Annotated in this window: 16 protein-coding genes; 3 read left to right on the forward strand and 13 right to left on the reverse strand. The window is 68.0% G+C overall.

All coding sequences use genetic code 11. From position 1 onward, the window contains the following. Positions 1-3 precede the first annotated feature (3 nt). Positions 4-507 (forward strand): GNAT family N-acetyltransferase, encoded by a 504-nt coding sequence (locus ASF77_RS00375; RefSeq protein WP_200934117.1) that lies wholly within the window; start codon positions 4-6, stop codon positions 505-507. A 20-nt stretch (positions 508-527) separates the two neighbouring features. On the opposite strand, the gene ASF77_RS00380 is transcribed toward ASF77_RS00375, so the two are convergent. From ASF77_RS00380 to ASF77_RS00395, 4 genes are all read right to left on the reverse strand, one after another. Then, the gene (locus tag ASF77_RS00380; RefSeq protein ID WP_056332701.1) at positions 528-2819 is read right to left on the reverse strand and encodes a hypothetical protein; all 2292 of its coding nucleotides are present in this window, start codon (positions 2817-2819) and stop codon (positions 528-530) included. Between the two features lie 126 nt (positions 2820-2945). Continuing rightward, positions 2946-3971, reverse strand: coding sequence for a hypothetical protein (locus ASF77_RS00385; protein WP_056332704.1), 1026 nt, complete (start codon positions 3969-3971; stop codon positions 2946-2948). A 31-nt stretch (positions 3972-4002) separates the two neighbouring features. Continuing rightward, the gene (locus ASF77_RS00390) at positions 4003-5058 is read right to left on the reverse strand and encodes a M48 family metallopeptidase (RefSeq protein ID WP_056332707.1); all 1056 of its coding nucleotides are present in this window, start codon (positions 5056-5058) and stop codon (positions 4003-4005) included. A gap of 5 nt (positions 5059-5063) precedes the next feature. Then, a complete protein-coding gene (locus ASF77_RS00395) occupies positions 5064-6227 on the reverse strand; it encodes a YjgN family protein (protein ID WP_056332709.1) in 1164 nt (387 codons plus the stop codon). A gap of 208 nt (positions 6228-6435) precedes the next feature. On the opposite strand from ASF77_RS00395, the gene ASF77_RS00400 reads away from it, so the two are divergent. Beyond that, positions 6436-6807, forward strand: a complete 372-nt coding sequence (locus tag ASF77_RS00400; RefSeq protein ID WP_056332711.1) for a hypothetical protein — start codon at positions 6436-6438, stop codon at positions 6805-6807. Positions 6808-6837: 30 nt separating this feature from the next. On the opposite strand, the gene ASF77_RS00405 is transcribed toward ASF77_RS00400, so the two are convergent. The 9 genes from ASF77_RS00405 to ASF77_RS00445 form a co-directional block, all read right to left on the reverse strand. Next, the gene (locus tag ASF77_RS00405) at positions 6838-7095 is read right to left on the reverse strand and encodes a hypothetical protein (protein WP_056332715.1); all 258 of its coding nucleotides are present in this window, start codon (positions 7093-7095) and stop codon (positions 6838-6840) included. Between the two features lie 133 nt (positions 7096-7228). After that, positions 7229-8854 (reverse strand): PAS domain-containing methyl-accepting chemotaxis protein, encoded by a 1626-nt coding sequence (locus ASF77_RS00410; RefSeq protein ID WP_056332718.1) that lies wholly within the window; start codon positions 8852-8854, stop codon positions 7229-7231. A 171-nt stretch (positions 8855-9025) separates the two neighbouring features. Further along, on the reverse strand, positions 9026-10225 hold the full coding sequence (locus ASF77_RS00415; RefSeq protein ID WP_056336119.1) for an EAL domain-containing protein: 1200 nt from the start codon (positions 10223-10225) through the stop codon (positions 9026-9028). 74 nt (positions 10226-10299) lie between these two features. After that, positions 10300-11046 carry a LytTR family DNA-binding domain-containing protein gene (locus ASF77_RS00420; RefSeq protein ID WP_056332721.1) on the reverse strand — a complete coding sequence of 249 codons (747 nt, stop codon included), beginning with the start codon at positions 11044-11046 and terminating at the stop codon, positions 10300-10302. Next, a complete protein-coding gene (locus tag ASF77_RS00425; protein ID WP_056332724.1) occupies positions 11043-12263 on the reverse strand; it encodes a sensor histidine kinase in 1221 nt (406 codons plus the stop codon). Before ASF77_RS00425 ends, ASF77_RS00420 begins: the two co-directional genes overlap by 4 nt. 112 nt (positions 12264-12375) lie before the next feature. Then, positions 12376-13338 carry a hypothetical protein gene (locus ASF77_RS00430; protein ID WP_056332728.1) on the reverse strand — a complete coding sequence of 321 codons (963 nt, stop codon included), beginning with the start codon at positions 13336-13338 and terminating at the stop codon, positions 12376-12378. Further along, entirely contained in the window at positions 13335-15671 is a 2337-nt protein-coding gene (locus tag ASF77_RS00435; protein ID WP_056332731.1) for an LTA synthase family protein, read from the reverse strand. Before ASF77_RS00435 ends, ASF77_RS00430 begins: the two co-directional genes overlap by 4 nt. After that, positions 15671-16933 (reverse strand): YaiO family outer membrane beta-barrel protein, encoded by a 1263-nt coding sequence (locus ASF77_RS00440; RefSeq protein WP_056332735.1) that lies wholly within the window; start codon positions 16931-16933, stop codon positions 15671-15673. Before ASF77_RS00440 ends, ASF77_RS00435 begins: the two co-directional genes overlap by 1 nt. Positions 16934-17229: 296 nt before the next feature. After that, positions 17230-18933 carry a methyl-accepting chemotaxis protein gene (locus tag ASF77_RS00445; RefSeq protein WP_056332738.1) on the reverse strand — a complete coding sequence of 568 codons (1704 nt, stop codon included), beginning with the start codon at positions 18931-18933 and terminating at the stop codon, positions 17230-17232. 287 nt (positions 18934-19220) lie between these two features. Between ASF77_RS00445 and ASF77_RS00450 the strand changes: the two genes are divergently transcribed. Then, positions 19221-20555: an amidohydrolase gene (locus tag ASF77_RS00450; RefSeq protein WP_056332741.1), complete on the forward strand. Its 1335-nt coding sequence runs from the start codon at positions 19221-19223 to the stop codon at positions 20553-20555. Positions 20556-20736 lie beyond the last annotated feature (181 nt).

Raw genomic sequence — 20736 nt, forward strand, 5'->3', positions numbered from 1 at the left:
TGCATGGCCCGGCGCGCTGAAGCGAACATCATTGCCGGCGCCGCCGACCTTCCGATCACCACGCAGCCAGCCATGCACATCACACTCGCCAGCCCCGCCGACACGCCACACCTGTTCGAGGTATGGGAAGCGTCCGTGACAGCCACCCACGACTTTCTCGACGCTGCCGCGATCGCCGCCCTTGCGCCCATCGTGCAAGAGCTGCTGCACAGCTTCACGCCAATCCATTGCATCCGCGGCGAAGACGGTCTGCCTTTCGCCTTCATGGGCGTGCAGGAAGGAATGCTGGAAATGCTGTTCGTCCATCCATCCCGCCGCGGTCAGGGAGCTGGGCGGCTTCTCGCTACCCATGCGCTGAACCAGCTCGGCGTCACGCAGGTCGACGTCAACGAGGACAACAGGCAGGCGCTCGGCTTCTACGAGCGGCTCGGCTTTCGCACCGAAGGCCGCTCGGCCACCGACGGCTTCGGAAAGCCCTATCCAATCCTGCATATGCGCCTTGGCTGAGGGGCGGCAGTCCCTACGCCCTACACCTCCCACTGCAGTTTGAACGTCAGCGACTTCCTGCGCTCCTCGGCCAGCGGCGACTTGTCGTCCACATAGCCGAACGACATGCGGCGCCCGTGGCGCCACTCGTAGCGGTACAGCAGCGAGCGGTGGATCTGGCGGTCGCTCCACGCCTCCAACTGGGTCACGCCGTCGTCGCGGCGTGCGGCCCAGGTGTTCTGGGCGAGCAGACGCAGCGAATCGCGGGCGCTGAAGTGCAGGGTCGCCAGCGCGCGCCAGGCCGTGTCGGCAAAGGCCGGCTTGCCCAGCGTGCCCTGTACCCAGGCGCGGTTGAGGTGCTGGTCGAGTTCCAGCGACCAGCCGCGCCGCAGCGGAAAGCGCATGGCGACGTCGAGGATCACGTTCCCGCCCGGCCCGACGCGGTCGGCATCGAAGTCGAGCTGGCGCCCGAGGACGACCTCGGCGGCGATCTTCGAGATCCAGGGCACCGGCGTGGTCTCGATCCCGAAGTTGACGACCCGGGTATCGTGCAGGCGCCCGCCAGCCAGGGCGCGCTGGCGGTCGAAGCCGAGTTCGGCCCAGAAGCCCGTCTGCAAGGGCAGGGCCATCCAGACACCGGGACGCAGCCTGCGCCCGACGGTCTCGCCGCCGCGCTGGCCAGCCGTCGCGTCGGCCAGGGTGCGCATCTCGTGGAAGCCGAGATAGGTTTCGAACTCGTACAGCGACAGCGAACCGAACGAGCGCGATCCGAGCAGGCGGTTGAACGAGCCGGTGAGGCGCGCGACGCCCGTTTGCGGCACGAAGCCGTTGTCGTTGACGAAACCGGGCGCGATTGCCTCCGCCTCGACCTCGTGCGTCCATTCCTCGGTATTGTGCAGGTATTTCGCCCACAGATAGCCGCCGGAGCGCGCGGGCAGCCTGGCCGCGCTGTCGTCATCATCAAAACCGGCCGTCGTGCGCGAGGCCATCGCCACGCCGGACAGTTGATGCTGCACGCCGTCCTCCGAGGTGCCGCGCCACTGGGCGTCGATGCCGAGGACGTCGTTGCTGCCGAAGCGGTGGTAGTCGCGCTGCGAGGCAAACGCGCCCAGCAGCAGGCCCTCCCCATGCCAGCGCGCACGCGCCAGGCTCGCCATCGTGCGCCCGGTCTGCACATATTCCAGCGTCTCGTAGGGCCGCCCGCGCAGCACCAGGCCGCCCGGCTCGTCGCGCAGACTCATGGCCGTGGCGTCGGCATGCGCCGCGCGCCAGGTCGCGCGCAGGCCGTATTCCGGGTCGTTCACGGTGCGCGAATAAAAGGCCGGCAGCGGCAGGCCGAGCACGTCCGCGCTCTCGAGGAAGAATCCGCGCCGCTCGGGCAGGCTGAGTGCGACGTTGGCCGCCCCTTGCGAAACCGGATGGTCGATCTCGACCTGCGAAAAGTCCGGATTGATGGTGGCGTTGAAGACCCAGTCAGCACGCGGACGCGCATTGATTTCCAGGCCGAGTTCGGCCTGGCTGCCGCGGCTGCGCCGGCCCGGCAGCGCAAGCCGTTCGCTGCGCACCGTCAGTTCCGGGCGCAGTTCGAGGAAGGCGCGGTCGCGCACCGCCGTCACGCTCGCCTCCATCCCTTCGATCTCCTGCAGGAAGCTCAGGTGGCTGAGCGCGTCCGCGCGGAACGGCGCCGTGATCAGCAGGGTGCCGTCGGCATGGGGAATGCTGCGTTCGACCATCACGCGCCAGTTGCGCCCGCCCGCATAGGGAAAGCGCAGGTTCGACAGCGGCCAGCGCACTTCCATGCTGTAGCCGTCGGGCAGGAGGGTGACCGCGGTCTCGACCGGGAAATCGGGGCCGAGATCGGACTCGTCGTCCTCGGCGCGGTGCATGCCGTCGCTGACGACGCCGGCCGTGTTGATGCGCACGAACTGGGCGTTGCGGCCATGGCCGGCCGGGTCGATCCAGATGCCGATGAAGTCCTGGTCGACGTCGACCTTGTCGCGCCGCGCCAGGGCGCCGCGCAGCAGGGCGGGTGCGTCGTCCCAGGCGCGGATGCCGAACACCAGGGCATCGTCGTCGATCAGCAGGCGCACGCTGGTCTTGCGCGTGCCAGGGGCGTCGGCGCCGTCGCGCGGCAGGTGCTTGTGGAAGCCCGCGTAGGCCGGAGCGCGCTGCCAGGCAGGATCGTCGAGGCTGCCGTCGATACGGGGTGTCTCGCTTGCGACGATGCGCAGGGCGCGCAGGCCCGGATCGCCGGATGCCTGTGCTGTGCTGGCCACAAGCGTGGCGGCGGCCAGCAGGCCGTAAAGCCGCAAAGGCGGCCGATGCTTGCTCATTGACGCGATGCCCTGGTGCGCCATGCCTTGCCGGTCACGGCTTCACCTGCTGGAAAAGTTAAAAGGCATGCAATATAGCACGGGTGTAAAGACGCAAGATGCGCAGATTCTCACCCGGCGCTCGGCTTACACCGACGGATCCAGATACTTCTCCAGCAGCCCCGCCGGCCGGTAGCTGTCGATGCCTTCGAAGAAGCCGGCGGCGATCACCTGCTGCGCTGCCGCGCTCAGGTTCGCCGGGCGCAGCACGCGCGGCCGGCCGACGGCGAAGCCGGCAGTCGCGCCCGCGGGACGGAAGGGCACGACCATCGTCAGCATGATCGCGGCCTCGCCGAAGCGGCGCACTTCGAGTACGACCGCTTCCGAGCGGCGCGCCGGCAGGCCGACCACACCCTGGTAGGAGAGCACCGATTCCAGGGCACCTTCCTCGTTATTTTCGAGGCGGTCGAAGGCTTCCTGCAGCGAGCCGTGCATCAGCGCCACGCCCAGGCGCTGGCCATTGGGCATCCGGTGTTGCATCATCCGGCCCAGCGCAGCGCCTTCGCAGATCGTCCAGATCGCGAAGCCGGCTGCCCAGCCGGCCTCGCCGGCGGCGGCGCGCAGGGCCCCGGTCACCTTGTCCTCGCGCAGGGCGAGGGGCGCGGAAGGGCGCGCAATCGGCGTGGCGTCGGACAGGCGGTTCATGAACTGGTCGGCGCTGGCCAGCACGCTGCGCTCCGGGTCGTCGCCGAACAGCACGTCCAGGATCGAAGACAGCGGCAGGAAGGTGCCGCTTTCTTCCAGCATGCAGATCATCGAGGACGCAAAGGCTTCCGGATACTGGGCCAGGAAGTCCGGCGGCGCCACCTGTTTCAGTTCGTCGTACGGATACCAGGCGTAGCCTTCGCCGGTATAGCGGTAGACCACGGCGCCCACATAGAAGCACAGCAGGTAGAGGAAGTTCTGGTTGTCCTGCCGGTCGGTGAAGGCGCCGTAGGACGGCTGCAGTTGCGTGCGCATCTGGCGCAGGAGCCGGTCGATGCGCGCCAGGCTCTCCGGCGTGAAATCGAGATCAGCCTGCACCAGCGCCTTGCGAAAGGCCAGACCGCCCGGGAATTCGCCGTCCGCGCGGAAGGTGTGCAGGTATTGGTCGGCCATCTGGTTTGCGGGCATGGGTTCCTCTCGATCGGTACGTGTGATTCGATTACTGCGGGTTGGTCGGCGCCTGGGCCGCGGCGCGCAGGCGCGCGCTGCGTTCGGCCGACACCGGGTGGCTGGCGACGAAGCGGATCGCTTCGCTTACCCAGGCGCCCTGCTTGCTGTCGGGCTTCTTGCGGCCGGCGAGGCGGTCGTGCAGGTCGGCCAGCGGCAGCGTCGAGATGCCGCGCGCTCGCATCACGGCGATGGCGTATTCGTCCGCCTCGGTTTCCTTGTCGCGCGAGTAGCTCATGCGCAGCAGGACGGCGGGCAGGGCGGCGACCGTGCTGAAGTCGCCGAACACCGAGGCCGCCAGCGCCGCCGTCAGTGAGGAGCTGGCCAGCATGCGGGTGCTGTGGCGCATGCGCACGTGGCCGATCTCGTGGGCGAGGATGCCGGCCAGCTGCGCACGCTCGGCCTCGCCGAAGCTGCCGCGCGGGCCGACGATGAGCCGCACCATCTGGTCGGTCATGATGATGGTGCCGTCGGGAAGCGCCAGCGCGTTCGGGCCGAAGAAGCGCGAGTTGCGCAGCAGGAGCCGCACGCGCATGTCGGCGGGCACCACCCGCGGCAGCACGGCGCGCACTTCGGCCTGCCACTGGTCGCTCAGGCGGCTTTCCTCGAGCTTGCCGCTGGCATTGAGCGCCTTGAGGGCGGTTTCACCGAGCGCGCGGTCGACCGAGGGCGGTAGCCCGTCGGCGATGCGCGTCGCCAGGGCCGGCACGCCCCAGGTGACGGTCGCGAACAGCAGGGCCACCAGGAGCGCCAGCGCCAGCAGGGCGGCCCAGGTGTGGTCGGTCAGGCGCACGACGCGCGAAGGACGATAGCCGAGCGCGTCGCGCAGCGCCTGGCCCGGCTCCGCGCCCGGCACTTCGCAGCGCGCGCCGTCGTCGAAATACAGCACGGTCGGGGCATGCGCGAAGGGTTCGGCGATGCGCGTGGCGCCGGCTGCATAGCTGCGCTCGACGTCGCCGCGCAGGACGATGAAGCCGTCGGCCGCGTTCACGTCGACGGAGTGAAGGCGGGCGCTGCGCCCGTCGTAGAAATGCGCTGCAATCATCATGACATTCACCAGGACAGGTCGACGCCGAGGAAGTCGGCGGCGCCATCGCCGACCGCGCCGCCGGCGGGTTTGACGTCGGCCAGCACACGCTCGAAGCCCTCGTCGACCTCGAGCAGCATGTGCGCGAGGCGGTATTTATGGACGTTCACCACCGCGAACGGCCGGTACAGGCCCAGCGTGAGCAGCGTGAACACCAGGTTCTTCAGGTGCAGCCAGGCGAAGCGGCGCACCGACAGCATCGACACGAAGCGCACGCCGGGAAAGCGCGTGTTCCGCAGGCACAGGTTCAGGACGCGCACCTGCTGGTAGGGGCCGAGCAGCAAGTAGAGCAGCAGCACCAGTGCGAGCGGCACCAGGGCTGTGAAGATGGGAACGATGATCCGGGCCGGCAGCCAGGGATTCGACTTGAAGAGGGAGAAGGAGGCCCAGGCCGCCGCGGCCACCAGGACGATCGGAATGGCTGCCATCCACAGGCCGCGCACGTAGATTTCGAAGAACTCGCCCAGCGACAGATCGGCCGAAGAAGGCTGGTCGCCATAGGCCACATGGCCGAACTGGTAGCGCTTCATCCAGCAGAACATGGCGGGCCAGGCGATGTAGAGCGCGAAGGGCAGCAGCGACCAGCGCGTCTGGCCGAGCAGGGCGACCATGACGCCGGGCAGCAGGAAGACGGCGATCGGCGCCAGGTAGCTGACATAGGCCAGCGGTACCGAGCCCGTGAACTGGAAACGCAGGCCGCGCCACGAGGTATGGCCCAGGCGGAAACGCAGGGCGCCGCGCATCATGAAGGGCAGGCCGGCCAGCAGCAGACCCGCCACCACCATGCCGAACACGAGCGAGAAGCCGAAGGCGTACTGGTAGGCCGCCAGCAGCACCACCGCCAGGATGCGTCCGCGCAGGATCGGTTTCGGCTCGCCGTGAAAATCGAAGCCGGCGCCGCCCAGCGTGGTATTGCGGTCGAAGTATTGCAGGCGCCGCACCTTGGCCCAGGCCGAATAGATGCCCAGCGTGGCCACGCTCAGCAGCAGGTTGACGATCCAGATGCGGAAGTATTCGCCGCCGCTGCCGCTGAAGCCGAAGGCCAGGATGCGCTGTTCGGGAGCGGCCGGCGGGAACGCGGAGACGAAAGCGTCTGCGGCGACAGGAACGGGAGTGTCGAAAGGTGACATGCCAGTGAAAGAAAACTTAACGACAAGCAATATCCGCTTTTGCTGGCAAGTCTGTCAATTACTTTTGATAACTTTGGCGGCGGCCATGCACACCGTTGTTGCTTTATCGGCACTGATGGTTGCGGCAAGACCGATTCGCCATGGCGGCGTCGCCGCGCGCCACGGCGCGGCCTATACTGAAGTTCCATCCTTACCTCAGGAGCTGGCCATGAAAGCGATTCATTCCGCTGTTGTCGCACTGGGCACCGTGATTGTCTTGTCGTCCGGCGGCGCGCTCGCGCAAGCGGGCATGAAGAAAGCGGACGGCGTGCTGACCGACGCCAAGGGCATGACGGTCTACACCTTCGACAAGGACAGCGCCGGCAAGAGCGCGTGCAATGAAGGCTGCGCCAAGATGTGGCCGCCGGTGCCCGTCACCGAGGAACGCGTTGCCGCTCCTTATTCCACGGTGACGCGCGACGACGGCTCGAAGCAGCTGGCCTACAAGGGCAAGCCCCTGTACCTGTTCGCCAACGACACCAAGCCGGGCGAGCGCAAGGGCGACAAGGTCAAGGACGTGTGGCACGTGGTGACTGACTGAGACGCGGCCCAGGAGCGCGGCGCGCCGCGCTCAGCTCAGATAGGCCTTGAGCACGTCGGGGCCCTGCTCCATGCCCAGCTGCAGGCGGCTGCGGGCATGGGCCGCGCATTGCTCGGGCGTGCCGACGCCCTGGCCGGCGGCCTTCATCGCGATCGCCTGGCTGGCCACGCCGAAGGCGGTGATCGCCTCGTCCCAGTTCAAGCCCGAGGCCAGCGCCTCTTCGACCACCTGCGCGGCGAGCGCGCCCAGCTTGTCGACCAGCGCGGGGTCGGTTCCGAGTTTCAGCATCGTCGATTTCCTCCATGTCGATCATCTGCATTGAAGCGCCATGGTACGGCAGGCCAGCCGCGGAGCCCGTCCGGGAGAGTGGACGAAAAAAAGCCCGCAGATGCGGGCTTCCTTTCGATCGGTGCGCAAACGCTCAGGCAGCCTTGAGCGCGACGCGCGCCTGCGTCGGCATGGCGGCGGCCCGGCGCTGCGGCGCCGCGGCCGCATGTCCCGCCCCCTGCAGGCGGAACACGCGCAGTGCGCGCGACACGTTGTCGGCCTGCTTCACCAGGGCCGCGGTGGCCGCTGCCGCTTCTTCGACCAGGGCGGCATTCTGCTGGGTGATGTCGTCGAGCTGGCCGACCGCGCCGTTGATCTGGGTGATGCCGGCCGCCTGCTCGCGGGCCGCGCCCGTCACTTCGCTCATCATCGCCTCCACCTGGCTGACCGATTGCGCGATCTCGCCGACCGTGGCGCTGGCGCTGCGCGTCAGGCGCGCACCGTCTTCCACCGCGCCGATGGCGGCGCCGACGAGCTGCTTGACGTCCTTGGCGGCAGCCGCGCTGCGCTGCGACAGCGAGCGCACCTCGGCGGCCACGACGGCAAAGCCGCGGCCCTGTTCGCCCGCACGGGCCGCCTCGACGGCGGCGTTGAGGGCCAGGATGTTGGTCTGGAAGGCGATGCCGTCGATCATGCTGACGATATCGAGCACCTTGCGCGAGGAGCTTTCGATGGCGCTCATCGTCTCGACCACCTGCGCCACCGTCTCGCCGCCGCGGCCTGCCATCTCGGCGGCCTGGCTGGCCAGGCGGCTGGCCGTTTCCAGGTTCTCGGTCGACTGGGCCACGTTCTGGTTGATCTCTTCCATGCTGGCCGCGGTTTGCTCCAGGCTCGAGGCCTGCGCTTCGGTGGGGCCCGACAGATCCATGTTGCCTTCGGCGATTTCGCCCGTCACTCCCTCGATCTGGGCGAAATTGCCGCGGATGTCGCCAATGATGCTGTACAGGTTGACCCGGGTCTGGCGCAGCGCGGCGACCAGCTCGTGCATCTCGCTGCTGCCACCGTCGTCCAGCGAACTGGTAAGGTCGCCCCCGGCCAGGCGCAGGGTGAAGCCGGTCGCCCGGCGCAGCGGCGCCAGGATGCGCTGGCGCACCAGCAGCCACAGGCCGGCCACGCTGCCCATGCAGGCCAGCAGCGCCAGCAGGCCAAGCGTCGACAGGCCTTCCCCCCAGGCGTCGAACAGGACGGCGGCAAGGGCGGCGAGCGCCACGCCCGCCAGCAGGTCGACCTGGCTGCGCAGCGACGAGGCATGGCCGCGCACGGCCTTGACCAGGGCATGCAGGCCGCGCTCGCCGCCCGGCGCCCGTACCGTACCGCCCTTCAGGGCGGCGTAGTCGCGCGTGGCCTGCGCTACCTGCTCGCGCGTCGGTTTCGTGCGCACCGACATGTAGCCGACCGGCTTGCCATCCTCGATGACCGGCGTGACGTTCGCAACCACCCAGTAGTAGTCGCCGTTCTTGCAGCGGTTCTTGACCATGCCGCTCCACGGGCGGCCGCCATGGATGGTGTTCCACAGGTCGGCAAAGGCTTCGGCGGGCATGTCGGGATGGCGCACGATGTTCTGCGGCGCGCCGATCAGTTCTTCTTCCGTGAAGCCGCTGATGTCGACGAAATAGGGATTGGCATAGCGGATGTTTCCGCGCAGATCGGTCGTCGATACGATCGTTTTGTCGTCGGCGAGGATGATCTCGTTGTGAGTGATCGGTAAGTTGGTACGCAAGGCAGTGCCCCAGAACGGTTGGCCTGAAATCGGCAAAACAGTCGCTGGGCGCATTCGTGTCGCACACCCGGTCGACTTGGAACGAGTATATGCTGTTTTTACCGATTTTATTTCATTTGGGCATGCTCACTTGCGCAAATACAACATCGCGCGCGCTGGCCATCGTACGGGTCAGCAGCCGGCAAGCGCGGGTGCCGGCGCTGGCCGCCCCAGCAGATAGCCCTGCGCCAGATCCACCCCAAGCGAGCGTAGTACCGCCAGCTCGCGTTCCGTTTCGACGCCTTCGGCCACGATCGTGCTGCCGGTCTCGCCGGCGAAGGTGATCAGGGCCAGCGCTAGCGCGCGGCGCCCCGGATCGAGGTCGATGTCGCGGATCAGGCTCTGGTCGAGCTTGATAATGTCGGGGCATAGTTGCAGGATGTGGCGGAAACTCGCATAGCCCGAGCCGGCGTCGTCGATCGCCAGTTTGAGGCCCGCCGCGCGCAAGCGCGCCAGGACGCGCGCCAGGCTGTCGTACTCCTCGATCGGCGCGTGTTCCGTCATCTCCAGCACCAGGCGCTCCGGCGGCGCGCCGGCCAGGGCGGCTTCCAGCTTGCCGCTCAGGATCGTGTGCGGGGAGACGTTCAGCGCCAGGTAGGCGCCCGGCGCCAGCCTGGCGAGATCGGCCAGCGCATGTTCGATGGCGAGCAGTTCCAGTTCGGCGCCGCGCGCCAGTGCATGCGCTTCCGCGAACCATTTGTCCGGCCCGCGCAGCGGCTCGGGTCGGAAGCGCGCCAGGGCCTCGAGACCGACGGCGCGGCGCGTCGCGATGTCGACGATGGGTTGGTAAACCATGTGCATACCGCGCGCCGCGATCAGCGCCGACAGGCGCGCGGACGCCGTCTCGTGCGCGCGTTCGGCCAGCACCCGCTGTTCCAGCATGCACGCGATGAGGTCGGCGAAGCGCGCCATCGCTTCGACGTCGACCTCGCGCAAGTGCGAGGCCGGGCTGCGGCTGTAGCAGCAGAAGGTGCCGAATACCGAGCCGTCCGACAGGCGGATCGGCACCCCGAGGTGCGCGCGAATCTTCATCGCCTCGGTCGCGCTGAGCGCTTGCAGTATCGGGTAGATGTGGCTGTCGTCGACGATCGGGGGGATCTGTCCGTCGACCACGTACTGGCAGTAGCTTTCTTCGAGCGGATGCGAATCGCCGGCTTTGATCGGCACGAATTCCTCGACGGTCGCGATGTGGCGGAAGATGCGCCTGCCGTCCTTGAACTCGGTGATGAAGGCCACGTCCATGTTCAGGCAGATGCGGGCCAGGTTCACCGCCGAGTGAATGATCTCGTTGAGCGAAGGGACGCCGTCTTGCGGGCGCAGTCGATGGGACATGGTCGGTTCCTCCATTTCCGATGCGCCGATTCTAATCCAGGCTGCGCCAGCGCTGCGCCCGGTTCAGTCGCGGCTCAGTCGCGGAACCTGTGCAGGTAGCTCCGGCTCACCGGCAGCTTTTCGTCGCAGCCGCGCAGCAGCACCTGCATGCGCTCGGCGTCGACCTTTTCGACGGCGGAGATCGCGCTCACGTTCACCACGGTGCCGCGGTGGATCTGCCAGAAGCGCTCCGGATCGAGGCCGCCGAGCAGGTCTTTCAAGGCCACGCGCACCAGCGCCTCCGAGCCGGGCAGCACCACCCGCGTGTACTTGGTGTCGGACTGGAAGAACAGCACCTCCTCGACGTCGATCAGGCGGATCTGGCGGCCCACGCTGGCCTTGATCCAGCGCGTGCGTTTGGGCTGGGCGCCGGGCAGCGCCGACTGCAGGTCGCGCAGCAGGTTGCCGAGGTCGGGCGGCGCCTTGCCCAGCTTGGCGCGGATACGCGCCACCGCCTTGTCCATCCGGTCGGCCTGCACCGGCTTGAGCAGGTAGTCGACCGCGCCGGCGTCGAAAGCCTCGACCGCGTACTGGTCGTAGGCCGTCACGAACACCACGTGGGCGCTGTCGCCGATGCGCTCGGCCACTTCCAGGCCCGACATGCCCGGCATGCGGATGTCGAGGAAGACGACCTCCGGCTCGTGTTCCTGAAAACCGTCCCAGGCATCGACGCCGTTTTCCGCGACCAGCACCAGCTCGGCCTCGGGCCAGGCGCTGCCGAGGAGGGCGACCAGGCGCTCGCGCATCAGCGGTTCGTCTTCGGCGATCATCACCCGGGTCATGCCGCCTCCGCGCGTTCGAGCGGCAGCAGCAGTTCCGCCACCAGGCCCGGATCGGCCTCGCGCAGGGTCAGCGTGGCGGCCTCGCCATAGGCCAGCTGCAGGCGCCGGCGCACATTGTCCAGGCCTGCGCCACCGCCCGGTGTGTCGCTCATGCCGACGCCCGTGTCGTGGACGGACACCAGCACCCCGCTGCTCGATACCGCCGCCGACACCGCGATCTCGCCGCCGCGCAGGGCCGGCTCGATGCCGTGCTTGACGGCGTTTTCGACCAGGGTCAGCACGATCATGCTGGGCACCGGCACCTGCGTCAGCGCGTCCGGCAGCGCCATGCTGAAGTGCAGGCGGGTGCCGAGGCGCGCGGCCATCACGCGCAGATAGGATTCGACGACGCCGAACTCGGAGGCCAGGCTGACCTGCTCGCAACGCATGTCGCTGAAGCTGGCGCGCAGGAAGGCGATCAGGTCGGCCGTCAGGGCGGCGGCGCGCGGTGCGCCGTCGAGGGCGAGCTGCTGCACCGCGCCCAGGGTGTTGAACAGGAAGTGCGGTTCGATCTGAGCGCGCAGCATGCGCAGCTGCGATTCGCTCAGCTCGCGCGCCAGGCGCTCGCGCTCGGCGTCGCGCCGCAGCTGCTCGGCCAGCTCGGCCTGCTGGCGGCGGCGCATGGCGCTGATCGCCAGCATCGGGATGCCGACGCAGACCGGCGCACCGAGCATGGCGATGGCGATGACGCGTAGCAGGGGCGGCCCGATCTCGGCCAGCGGCTCGCCATGGGCCAGCGTCAGCCCGACATAGGCGCCGATGCCGCCCACTAGGGCGCCGACCATCAGCCCGGCCACGACCTTGCGCTTGGAGGCGACCATTTCGCTCGGGTTGAACCAGGAGCCGATGCCGCCGATGACGAAGCTGAAGCCGACCAGGTTGGCAATGACGACCAGCGCGACCGGGCCGACCTTGCCGCCGACGACATAGGCCAGCAGCAGGCCGGCGAGCGTGAAGGCGGCGGCCAGCTTGGCCACGGCGATCCACAGGCGGCGCCCGCGGTAGGTCAGCGAAAAGGCGCGCAGTTCGCGCCGTTCGATTGGCGACATCGCCGCCAGCTTCTCCGCGCAATAGCGCCGGTAGCCGGGCGGGATCGTTTGCGCCAGCTCGGGGCGCTCCAGCACCGCGATCTGCTCGGCTTCCCAGTCGTCGTACCAATCGATCAGTTTGCGAAACATGTCTTCCTCCATCGCTCATGAATATAAGGCAATGGAGGCAGTCTAGGAAAGGACGAAGCGCGGCGGAAGGGGAAAGCGACGAAGCACGACTGGACGGGAACGAACGACGACGCTAGTCCAGCCCCAGCCACTTCCGATACTGCCCGTAATGATGAATCACGAAGCCCCCGAACGGCTTCATGCTCCCGACCTCCCTGGCCGTGATGCCCAGTTCGCGCTCCAGATCCGCTTCCTTCAGGTGGAAAAACGACACCTTCTTGATCGCGTTCGGCAGCGTCTCGACGCCGATCAGCACCTGCTTGCCGGTCTTGTCGGCATACGCCAGTTCGTCCATCGCATGGCTGACGATGCCGTCGCCGCCGAGCGCGCGGTCGCGGTAATCCATCAGGGCGACGTAGTCGTATAGATCCTGCACGTGCTGGCTGACCGGTTTCGCGACGCCCTTGTATTCCACGTTCAGGCCGTCGAGCCAGAAGGGGATCGCGGGGCCGATCGGCAGCGTCTGGCCGGAGGCGCGTTTCGCACGCATCAGCGCATCCGACAGCTCGACGAACTCGCGCAGCAGTTCCATCTTGCGGGTCGACCATTCGGCCAGGATGTGCGGCTCGATGTCGACGTTGATGCCGTCGAAGCGTTCCTCGGGCGCGGCCGCCTTGTTGTAGTCGAGGACGCGCTGCAGCATCGCCAGCGCCTCCGCGCGGTGCTTCGGCAGCACATAGCGCTCGGTGTTCAGGTAGCCCGAGCCGAGCAGGGCGTAGGCCTTCAGGCCGGATGCGTGCAGGCGCCGGATCAGGCGCCGGTAGAGCTGGGGCTGGGTGGCGATCAGGTTGCGGCCGCCGTAGGCATCGGCGTACAGGAAGACGGTGTCCACCGATTTGGATTGCAGGAAGCCGATCGCGCGGCCCGCCGCCGCCGGCTGCTCCAGCATCGCGTACGAATCTTCTTCCCACGTCCAGATCGCGCGCGGGGCGGACGGTTTCGCAGGTTCGGCCGGTGCGGCCGGTTCGGCCTGCGCGCCCGCGCCGGCGAGGGCGCAGGCGCAGGCCAGCAGCAGGCTGGCGAGCGGACGTTTCATAGCTCGGTCTCCACGTGGTATTGGCCGATGCCGATCGGGCGGCCGGTCTCGGGATGCGAGGGCAGGGCCGAGACGAAATAGGTGCCTGGCGCGACCTTGCTCAGCTTCGGCTCCCAGGTGATGGTCGCCACTTCGCCCGGCGCCAGGGTGCGCGCCGGGGCCGCGGTTTCGCCCAGTTCGAGGCCGTGTTCGTTGGTGACGACCAGGAGCGGCACGAACTGCGGCGAGCGGGTTGCGGCGTGGTTGGTGAAGGTGGCCTGATAGACCAATCCAGCGCCGGATGCGCGCTGCAACCGGGCGACGCCGACGTCGCCGGCCGTCGAGGCCAGCGCCACGCCGCGCAGCGTGCGTTCGCCGCCGTAGTTCGCCAGCTTCGTCTTGCCCGGCGCCAGCGCCGCGCTGCGTCCGGCGGTGCCGTTCGCTTTCAGGAAGGCGCGGAACTGGGCCCGGGCGCGCGCCAGCGCCTCGGGGTCGTCGTTGCGGTCGACCTGCATGCCGTCGCCGAGCGTGTAGAGCTGGCCCTGCGCCAGATAGGCGGTGCCGGAGACGAAGTCGCTCATCTCGCTCTTGGTCTGCTTGAGCGGGATCGCGTGCAGGTTGCGGAAGGATTCCTCGGTGTCGAGGCCGGTGCCGATCCAGGTCACGTCCGCCGGCGATTTCAAACCGTAGCCCCTGGCGAGGAAGGCCAGCAGCGACGGCGCGATGTCGAACTGCGAGGACACCGCCTTGACGCTGCGCGGCCCCTTCAGGAGCGGCGAATACACGATCAGCGGCACGTGGTAGCGCTCGATGCGCGTGTCCATGGGCAGTTCGGGCAGGCGGTGGTCGCCGGTGATGACGAAGATCGTATTCTCGTAGCCCGGCAGCGTTTTCGCACGCTCGAAATACATGCGCAGCGCGTCGTCGGTGTAGAGGATGCTGGCGAAGATCTCGCGGCCGTTCGCATACACCGGAGACGGCGGCCGCTTCAGGTCGCGCACACGTTGGTCGACGCGGCGCAGGTAGGCGTCCTTGTCCGGGAAGGTGAAGGGGCTGTGCATGCTGGTGGTCTGGATGATGCCGACATGCGGGCCGGCGGGTGCGGCCGCTTCGCGCGCCAGCGCCATCTCCATCAGGTCGCGGTCGGCATAGCCCCAGTCGTTGCTGCGGCGGTAGGGCGGCTTGAAATCGGGTTCGCTTACCAGGGTGTCGACGCCCTGGCGGCGCAGGAACACGCCTTCGTTGTCGAAGTCCAGGTTCGAGCCGGAATAGAAACGCAGGCGGTAATCCTGGGCTTTCAGCACCGTCAGCAGCGATTCGTGCCGGGGCAGCTTCTCGCCCAGCGCGGCCAGGCCGTTCTCACCGAAGGGGAGCGAACCGAAGACCGTGGTCAGCACCCCGAAGGTGCGGCCCTGGCCGGCCAGGAAGTTCTCGAAGTACAGGCTGCGCGCGGCCAGTTCGTCGAGGAAGGGCGTGAAGCTGCCCAGGCGCGCGCCGGGGCCGGAGAAGCTGCGTCCCAGGCCTTCGACGATGATGAAGACGAGGTTCGGCGGCGCGGCGCCGGGACGCACGTCGAACAGCGGGCCGAGGGTGTCGGGCGTGCGTTCGGCGCGCAGGAAAGGGTAGCGCGGATCGACGCCCGACCATGGCGCCTGCGCCTTCGCGCGCGGCACCTGCGCTTCGTCGCCCGGGTTGCGCAGGCGGGCGATATTGTTATCGATGAAGAAGGCCGTCTTGTTGCCCAGGTAAGCCAGGTCGGCATCGGTGCGCGCCACCGGCGGCGCGAAGCGCTGCGGCAGGACGGCGAACGCGAGTAGGCTTGCGCCGAGGGCGATGCCGGCTGTGCGGGCGGCGGCACGCGGCCACCAGTCGCGCACGCTCAGCGACAGCAGCGTCCACAGGACGGCCAGCGCCGAGAGCAGGCCCATCCCCAGCAGTGGACTGAGGGCCCAGCCGCCGGCTACGGTGGCGGCGACTTCGCCGCGCGAATAGGCGAACAGGTCGGCCCCGAGCGGCACGCCCGACACCCAGTGGTATTGCAGCAGGGCGGCATGGGCGAACAGCAGCGCGCTCCAGACCAGGCCGAGCGCCAGCGTACGCCAGCGTGCCGAGGGAATCAGCGCCAGCGGCAGGCCGCCGAGCAGGAAGACGAAGCCGAAGCGCAGCAGCGAGAGCAGGTCGTTGCCGAGGGCCGCGCCGAACAGCGTGGCCTGCGGCACACCGGCGCCGCCCGCGTGGATCGCTTCGGCGATGCGCAGGCAGAGCCAGGCCAGCGCCAGGGCCGGCAGCGCATCGAGTACAAACGCCAGGGCGCGCGCCAGGCGCCCGCCGCCGGCGCGCAAGGCGGCCGGCATTACCATCGGCGGTACAGCCCGACCGAGACGCCGCGCTCACGGGCGTCGTTGGCGCCGCGCGAGAAGCTGGCGCCGACCTTGCTGCCCCAGTTGTCCGACCAGTAGCGCACCCAGGTCACGCTGCCGCCGCCGGAACGCGCACGCCCGCCCGAGAGCGAAAGCGGATCGTCGCTGCGGCCGCTGTTGGCGGTCGCTTCCAGGTAGCTGTCGGCGTCGCCCGCGTAGTAGTAGCGCGCCAGCAGGCGCTGGCCGTTGCTGCGCGAGCCTTCCGAGACGATGTTCTGGTGGCGCAGCTGGACATACCAGTTGCCCACGTACTTGCCGAGGGCGAGGCCGTAGATGTTCACGCGCGATTCGAAACCCAGCACGTCGTCGGCGAGCGAGACTTCCCAGCCGTTGCCGAGCGATTGATAGACCTCGATGCGTCCCGAATTGGCCGGGAACAGGCGCGCGGCTGGGGCGCGCTGGTAGCGGATGTTGGCGTAGGCGCCGTTCCACAGGTCGGCATAGGCGTCGAGCGCCCAGGCGTGGCCGGTCTGGTCGAAGCGGTGCGCGCGCAGCGTCTCGAAACCGATCGAGCCGCCCTTCATGTAGTGGCGCACGCTGGCGGTCTGGTCGTTCCAGCGCGGGCCGCTGCCGACATCCGTCCAGCTGCCGGAAAGGCTGGCGGCCCAGGTATAGCCCGAGGCCAGCGCCGCTTCCGGGTTGCCGGCGCGGGTGACCGGTGTCGATGCAGCCGCCGGCGCCGGCGCCGGCTGCATGGCCGCCATGGCGGCGTCGATCTCGGCGCCGTTGGCACCGAGAGCGCGTGCCTTTTCGAGGTCGGCGCGGGCGTCGTCGACGCGGCCGGCGGCGCGGTAGGCGCGTGCGCGGGCCTGCCAGCCGGAGGCGTCGTTCGGGCGCAGCGCGACCAGGCGGCCATAGGCCTCGATGGCCTGGGCCGGCTGATCGTGCCACTGGTGCAGGTTGCCCAGCGCGAGCCAGACGTCGGCGTAGTCGGGCGAAGCCTGCGCCGCGGCCTCCAGGTCGGCTTGCGCCTCGGCCCAGCGCTCCATGCGCGTGTAGACGATGCCGCGGCCGAGCAGCACGTCGACATTGCCGGGCGACTGCGCCAGCAGCGCGTTGTAGGCGGCCAGGGCGAGCGCCGGCTGGCCGGAATTGGCGAGCGTGCGCGCCTTGTCGTACTGTTCGTCGAAGGATGCCGGGCTGGCGGGCTGTACCTGTACGGTCGTGGTCGGAGGAGGCTGGAAGTCGATAGGCATGGAAACGGGGTCGGTAGCGGACGGATGCACTGGCAGCATAGTGCCATGGCGCAACTCTGCCCCAGCGGGGAAGGAGCGTCAAGGAGCGCACGAATGAAAGGAGTGCGAATGTCGCGCCCAGGCTTCAAAGCATGGTCAACTTTGCCATGAACTTTGCCAGTAAGCTTGTCGGAGTGAAAAGAGCATGCCGCACCAGGCCGGAGGAGGTCTGCCGGACGCAAAAAAAGCCGCCCGGCGGAACCGGGCGGCTTTCGCGGTGCTTCAGGAGCGCCGTGGGATGAAACAATAAAAACCGTTTAGAAGGTTTCCCACTCGTCTTCGCTGACGCGTGCCGGCGCCTTGGCTGGCGCGGCCTTGGCCACGCGCACGGCAGGGGCCGAGCGGGCGAGGGCGCGCGCCGGAACGGCGGTTCGGGCCGAAGCAACCGGGGCGGCTGGAGCGCCGAGCGCCGGGCCGGACAGTTTGAAGACGCTGACCACTTGCGCCAGCTTCGCGGCCTGATCCTGCATCGAGCCGGCGGCGGCGGCCGCTTCCTCGACCAGGGCGGCGTTCTGCTGGGTGACCTGGTCCATCTGGCCGATGGCCTGGTTCACCTGCTCGATGCCGCCGGTCTGTTCCTGGCTGGCGTGGGTGATCTCGGCCATGATGTCGGTGACGCGGCGGATCGACGAGACGACTTGTTCCATCGTCGCGCCGGCCTGGTCGACCAGCTTGGCGCCGACGTCGACCTTGTCGACCGAGTCGCCGATCAGCACCTTGATTTCCTTGGCCGCGGCGGCCGAGCGCTGGGCCAGGTTGCGCACTTCGGAGGCCACGACCGCGAAGCCGCGGCCCTGCTCGCCGGCACGCGCCGCTTCCACGGCGGCGTTCAGCGCCAGGATGTTGGTCTGGAAGGCGATGCCGTCGATGACGCCGATGATGTCGACGATCTTGCGCGACGATTCGTTGATCGAACCCATGGTCGTGATGACCTGGCCGACCACCGCGCCGCCTTGCGCCGCCACTTCCGACGCGGCGATCGACAGCTGGTTGGCCTGGCGGGCGTTGTCGGCGTTCTGGCGCACGGTGGTGGTCAGTTCTTCCATCGAGGCGGCGGTTTCTTCCAGCGCGCCGGCCTGCTGTTCGGTGCGGGCCGACAGATCGAGGTTGCCGGCCGAGATTTCGGCCGAGCCGGTGGCGATGGTGTCGGTACCGTTACGCACCTGGGTCACGATCTTGACCAGGCTGTCGTTCATGTGGCGCAGGGCGCGCAGCAGGGCGCCGGTTTCGTCTTTCGCGCTGGCGTCGATGTTGCGGGTGAGGTCGCCGCCGGCCACGGTTTCGGCCAGTTCGAGGGCGTCGCGGATCGGACGGGTGATGCCGTTGGTGAGCAGCCAGGACAGCGCGGCGCCCAGCAGGACGGCCACGGCGGTCAGCGCTGCGATGATGGTGGTGCTGCGGCCGGCGCTGGCGTCGATCGCCTTGGCGGTCGCGTCGATGCTGGTGCGCTGCATGACGACCAGTTCGTGCAGCAGTTCCTGGTACAGCTTGGACGCCGGCGTGAATTTCTCGTCCAGCAGTTTCGCCGCTTCTTCCTCGTTACCGGCGGCCTTGGCCTTGACGGCGCCGTCGCGCGAGGCGCTGTACAGCTTGCGCTGTTCGAGGATCTTCGCGAACAGGGCTTTCTCGGCGTCGCCGGCGATCAGCGGCTCGATCTCCTTGAGCAGTTCGGCGGCCTTCTTCACCGAGGCGGCCGCGTCTTCCTTGAAGTAGGGGCCGAGCGCCGGGTCGGTGCTCTTGACGATGGCGGCGGTGCGGCGGATCGAGGCGAAGTTCAGGCTGTACCAGTCGGTGATCAGGCGTTCCTTGGTCAGCGGCGCCGCCATCATGGTGCGGGTGGCGTCGGCCACTTCGTTGAGACGCCAGATGCCGGCGCATGCGATCAGCACGGTCATGGCCAGGATCAGCGCGAAGCCGAGTCCGAGGCGCTTGCCGATCTTGATATTCGAGATGAAGCCCATTACAGCATTCCTTGTCGTGGTGGTTTGGGTAGCGGCCGGAAGCGTGGAGAGGCGGCCACGAAGCGGCCGGGCGGGCGCTTTGAGAGGGGGAATTCTACGGAGGTTTCGTTCAAGAATGAAGTAAAAAAGTGATGGAGGGAAATTTTTACGACACTTTTGCTGATAGCTTTACCACGTTAATTGTTAAATATTGCTTTGCAGTATTGCGTTGGTTATCCTTGCGGCCCGCTGGAATCTGCTCTAGATTCTGTGTCATCGCGCCCAACAGCGTTTTAACAAAAAAGACCATGAAACCATCCTCCCGCCTCCTGAAACACCTCCTGCTGGCCGGCGTCGTCGCCGCCGGCTCCGTCCACGCCGCCGCGCCCCTGCCGCCCGAATTCACGGCCCAGATGGAGAAGGACTATCCCACCATCGAAGCGCTCTACCAGGATCTGCACCGCACCCCTGAACTGGCCTTCAACGAACACCAGACCGCCAAGAAGCTCGCCGAGCGCGTCAAGGCCCTCGGCTTCGAGGTCACGACCGGCGTCGGCGGCACCGGTATCGTCGCGATCCTGAAGAACGGCCCCGGCCCGATCGCCATGCTGCGTACCGAACTCGATGGCCTGCCGGTGCAGGAAAAGACCGGCCTGCCGTTCGCCAGCACCGCCACCGCCAAGAACGCGGCCGGCGAGACCGTGCCGACCATGCACGCCTGCGGCCACGACGTCCACATGTCGGCCTGGTATGCCACGGCCAAGCTGATGGCGGAAAACCGCAAGGCCTGGAGCGGCACCCTGATGCTGGTCGGCCAGCCGGCCGAGGAGCCGCTGACCGGTTCGGCCGCGATGCTCAAGGATGGTTTGTTCAAGCGCTTCCCGAAGCCTGACTACGCGATCTCGATGCACGACGAAGGTACGCTGCCGGCCGGCCAGGTCGGCTGGCGCGCCGGCCACTTCCGCGCTTCGGCCGATACCGTCACCATCACCATCCACGGCCAGGGCGGCCACGGCGCCACGCCGCAGGAAACCCGTGATCCGGTCGTGATGTCGGCACGTGTCGTGATGGCGCTGCAGACCCTGATCTCGCGCGAAAACAACCCGGCCGACCCGGTCGTCATCACCGTCGGCAGCATCCACGGCGGCACCCAGGCCAACATCGTGCCGGATCAGGTCAAGCTGCAGCTGACCGTCCGCACCTTCCGTCCGGAAGTGCGTCAGCGCGTCCTCGCCAGCATCGTGCGCGAAGTCGAAGGCGAAGCGCAGGCCGCCGGCATGCCGAAGAAGCCGCAAGTGGACATCGTGCCGGGCGCCGATTCGGTCTACAACGATCCGGAACTGGTCGCACGTTCGGTCGCCGCCATCGAAGGCGCGCTGGGCAAGGACAAGGTCGTCGAGATGCCGGCCAAGATGACGTCGGAAGACTTCGCGAACTACGGCCAGGCCGGCGTGAAGGCCGTGCTGCTGCACGTGGGCGCGGTCGAGCCGAAGAAGCTGGCCGACGCCCGCAAGGCCGGCAAGTACCCGCCAGGCACGCACTCGCCGCAGTGGGCCCCGGACTTCAAGCCGACCGTGCGTTCGTTCATCGCGGCGGAGACGGCGATCCTGCTGGATCTGCTCAAGCCGGGCCAGAAGAAGTAAGAGAATAGGTAGGAGTGAAAACGCCGGCGTGATGCCGGCGTTTTTTTTGGCGAGGTGCGGATATGCTTCCCGTGAGACCGCGTGGGCACTCCGTGCCCACGCGGTCGCATCATTCGCAAACACGCGGCGCAAAAAAAAGCCGCCCGGCATGCAGGCGGCTTCTTCAAACACCTTCAACTAA

This window comes from Massilia sp. Leaf139 (genome assembly GCF_001424165.1).
Lineage (GTDB): Bacteria > Pseudomonadota > Gammaproteobacteria > Burkholderiales > Burkholderiaceae_D > Telluria.

Coding starts and splice junctions, on each gene's coding strand:
- ASF77_RS00375 (WP_200934117.1), top strand. CDS start 4: ATGGCCCGGCGCGCTGAAGCGAACATCATTGCCGGCGCCGCCGACCTT.
- ASF77_RS00380 (WP_056332701.1), bottom strand. CDS start 2,819: ATGAGCAAGCATCGGCCGCCTTTGCGGCTTTACGGCCTGCTGGCCGCC.
- ASF77_RS00385 (WP_056332704.1), bottom strand. CDS start 3,971: ATGCCCGCAAACCAGATGGCCGACCAATACCTGCACACCTTCCGCGCG.
- ASF77_RS00390 (WP_056332707.1), bottom strand. CDS start 5,058: ATGATGATTGCAGCGCATTTCTACGACGGGCGCAGCGCCCGCCTTCAC.
- ASF77_RS00395 (WP_056332709.1), bottom strand. CDS start 6,227: ATGTCACCTTTCGACACTCCCGTTCCTGTCGCCGCAGACGCTTTCGTC.
- ASF77_RS00400 (WP_056332711.1), top strand. CDS start 6,436: ATGAAAGCGATTCATTCCGCTGTTGTCGCACTGGGCACCGTGATTGTC.
- ASF77_RS00405 (WP_056332715.1), bottom strand. CDS start 7,095: ATGCTGAAACTCGGAACCGACCCCGCGCTGGTCGACAAGCTGGGCGCG.
- ASF77_RS00415 (WP_056336119.1), bottom strand. CDS start 10,225: ATGTCCCATCGACTGCGCCCGCAAGACGGCGTCCCTTCGCTCAACGAG.
- ASF77_RS00420 (WP_056332721.1), bottom strand. CDS start 11,046: ATGACCCGGGTGATGATCGCCGAAGACGAACCGCTGATGCGCGAGCGC.
- ASF77_RS00425 (WP_056332724.1), bottom strand. CDS start 12,263: ATGTTTCGCAAACTGATCGATTGGTACGACGACTGGGAAGCCGAGCAG.
- ASF77_RS00430 (WP_056332728.1), bottom strand. CDS start 13,338: ATGAAACGTCCGCTCGCCAGCCTGCTGCTGGCCTGCGCCTGCGCCCTC.
- ASF77_RS00435 (WP_056332731.1), bottom strand. CDS start 15,671: ATGCCGGCCGCCTTGCGCGCCGGCGGCGGGCGCCTGGCGCGCGCCCTG.
- ASF77_RS00440 (WP_056332735.1), bottom strand. CDS start 16,933: ATGCCTATCGACTTCCAGCCTCCTCCGACCACGACCGTACAGGTACAG.
- ASF77_RS00445 (WP_056332738.1), bottom strand. CDS start 18,933: ATGGGCTTCATCTCGAATATCAAGATCGGCAAGCGCCTCGGACTCGGC.
- ASF77_RS00450 (WP_056332741.1), top strand. CDS start 19,221: ATGAAACCATCCTCCCGCCTCCTGAAACACCTCCTGCTGGCCGGCGTC.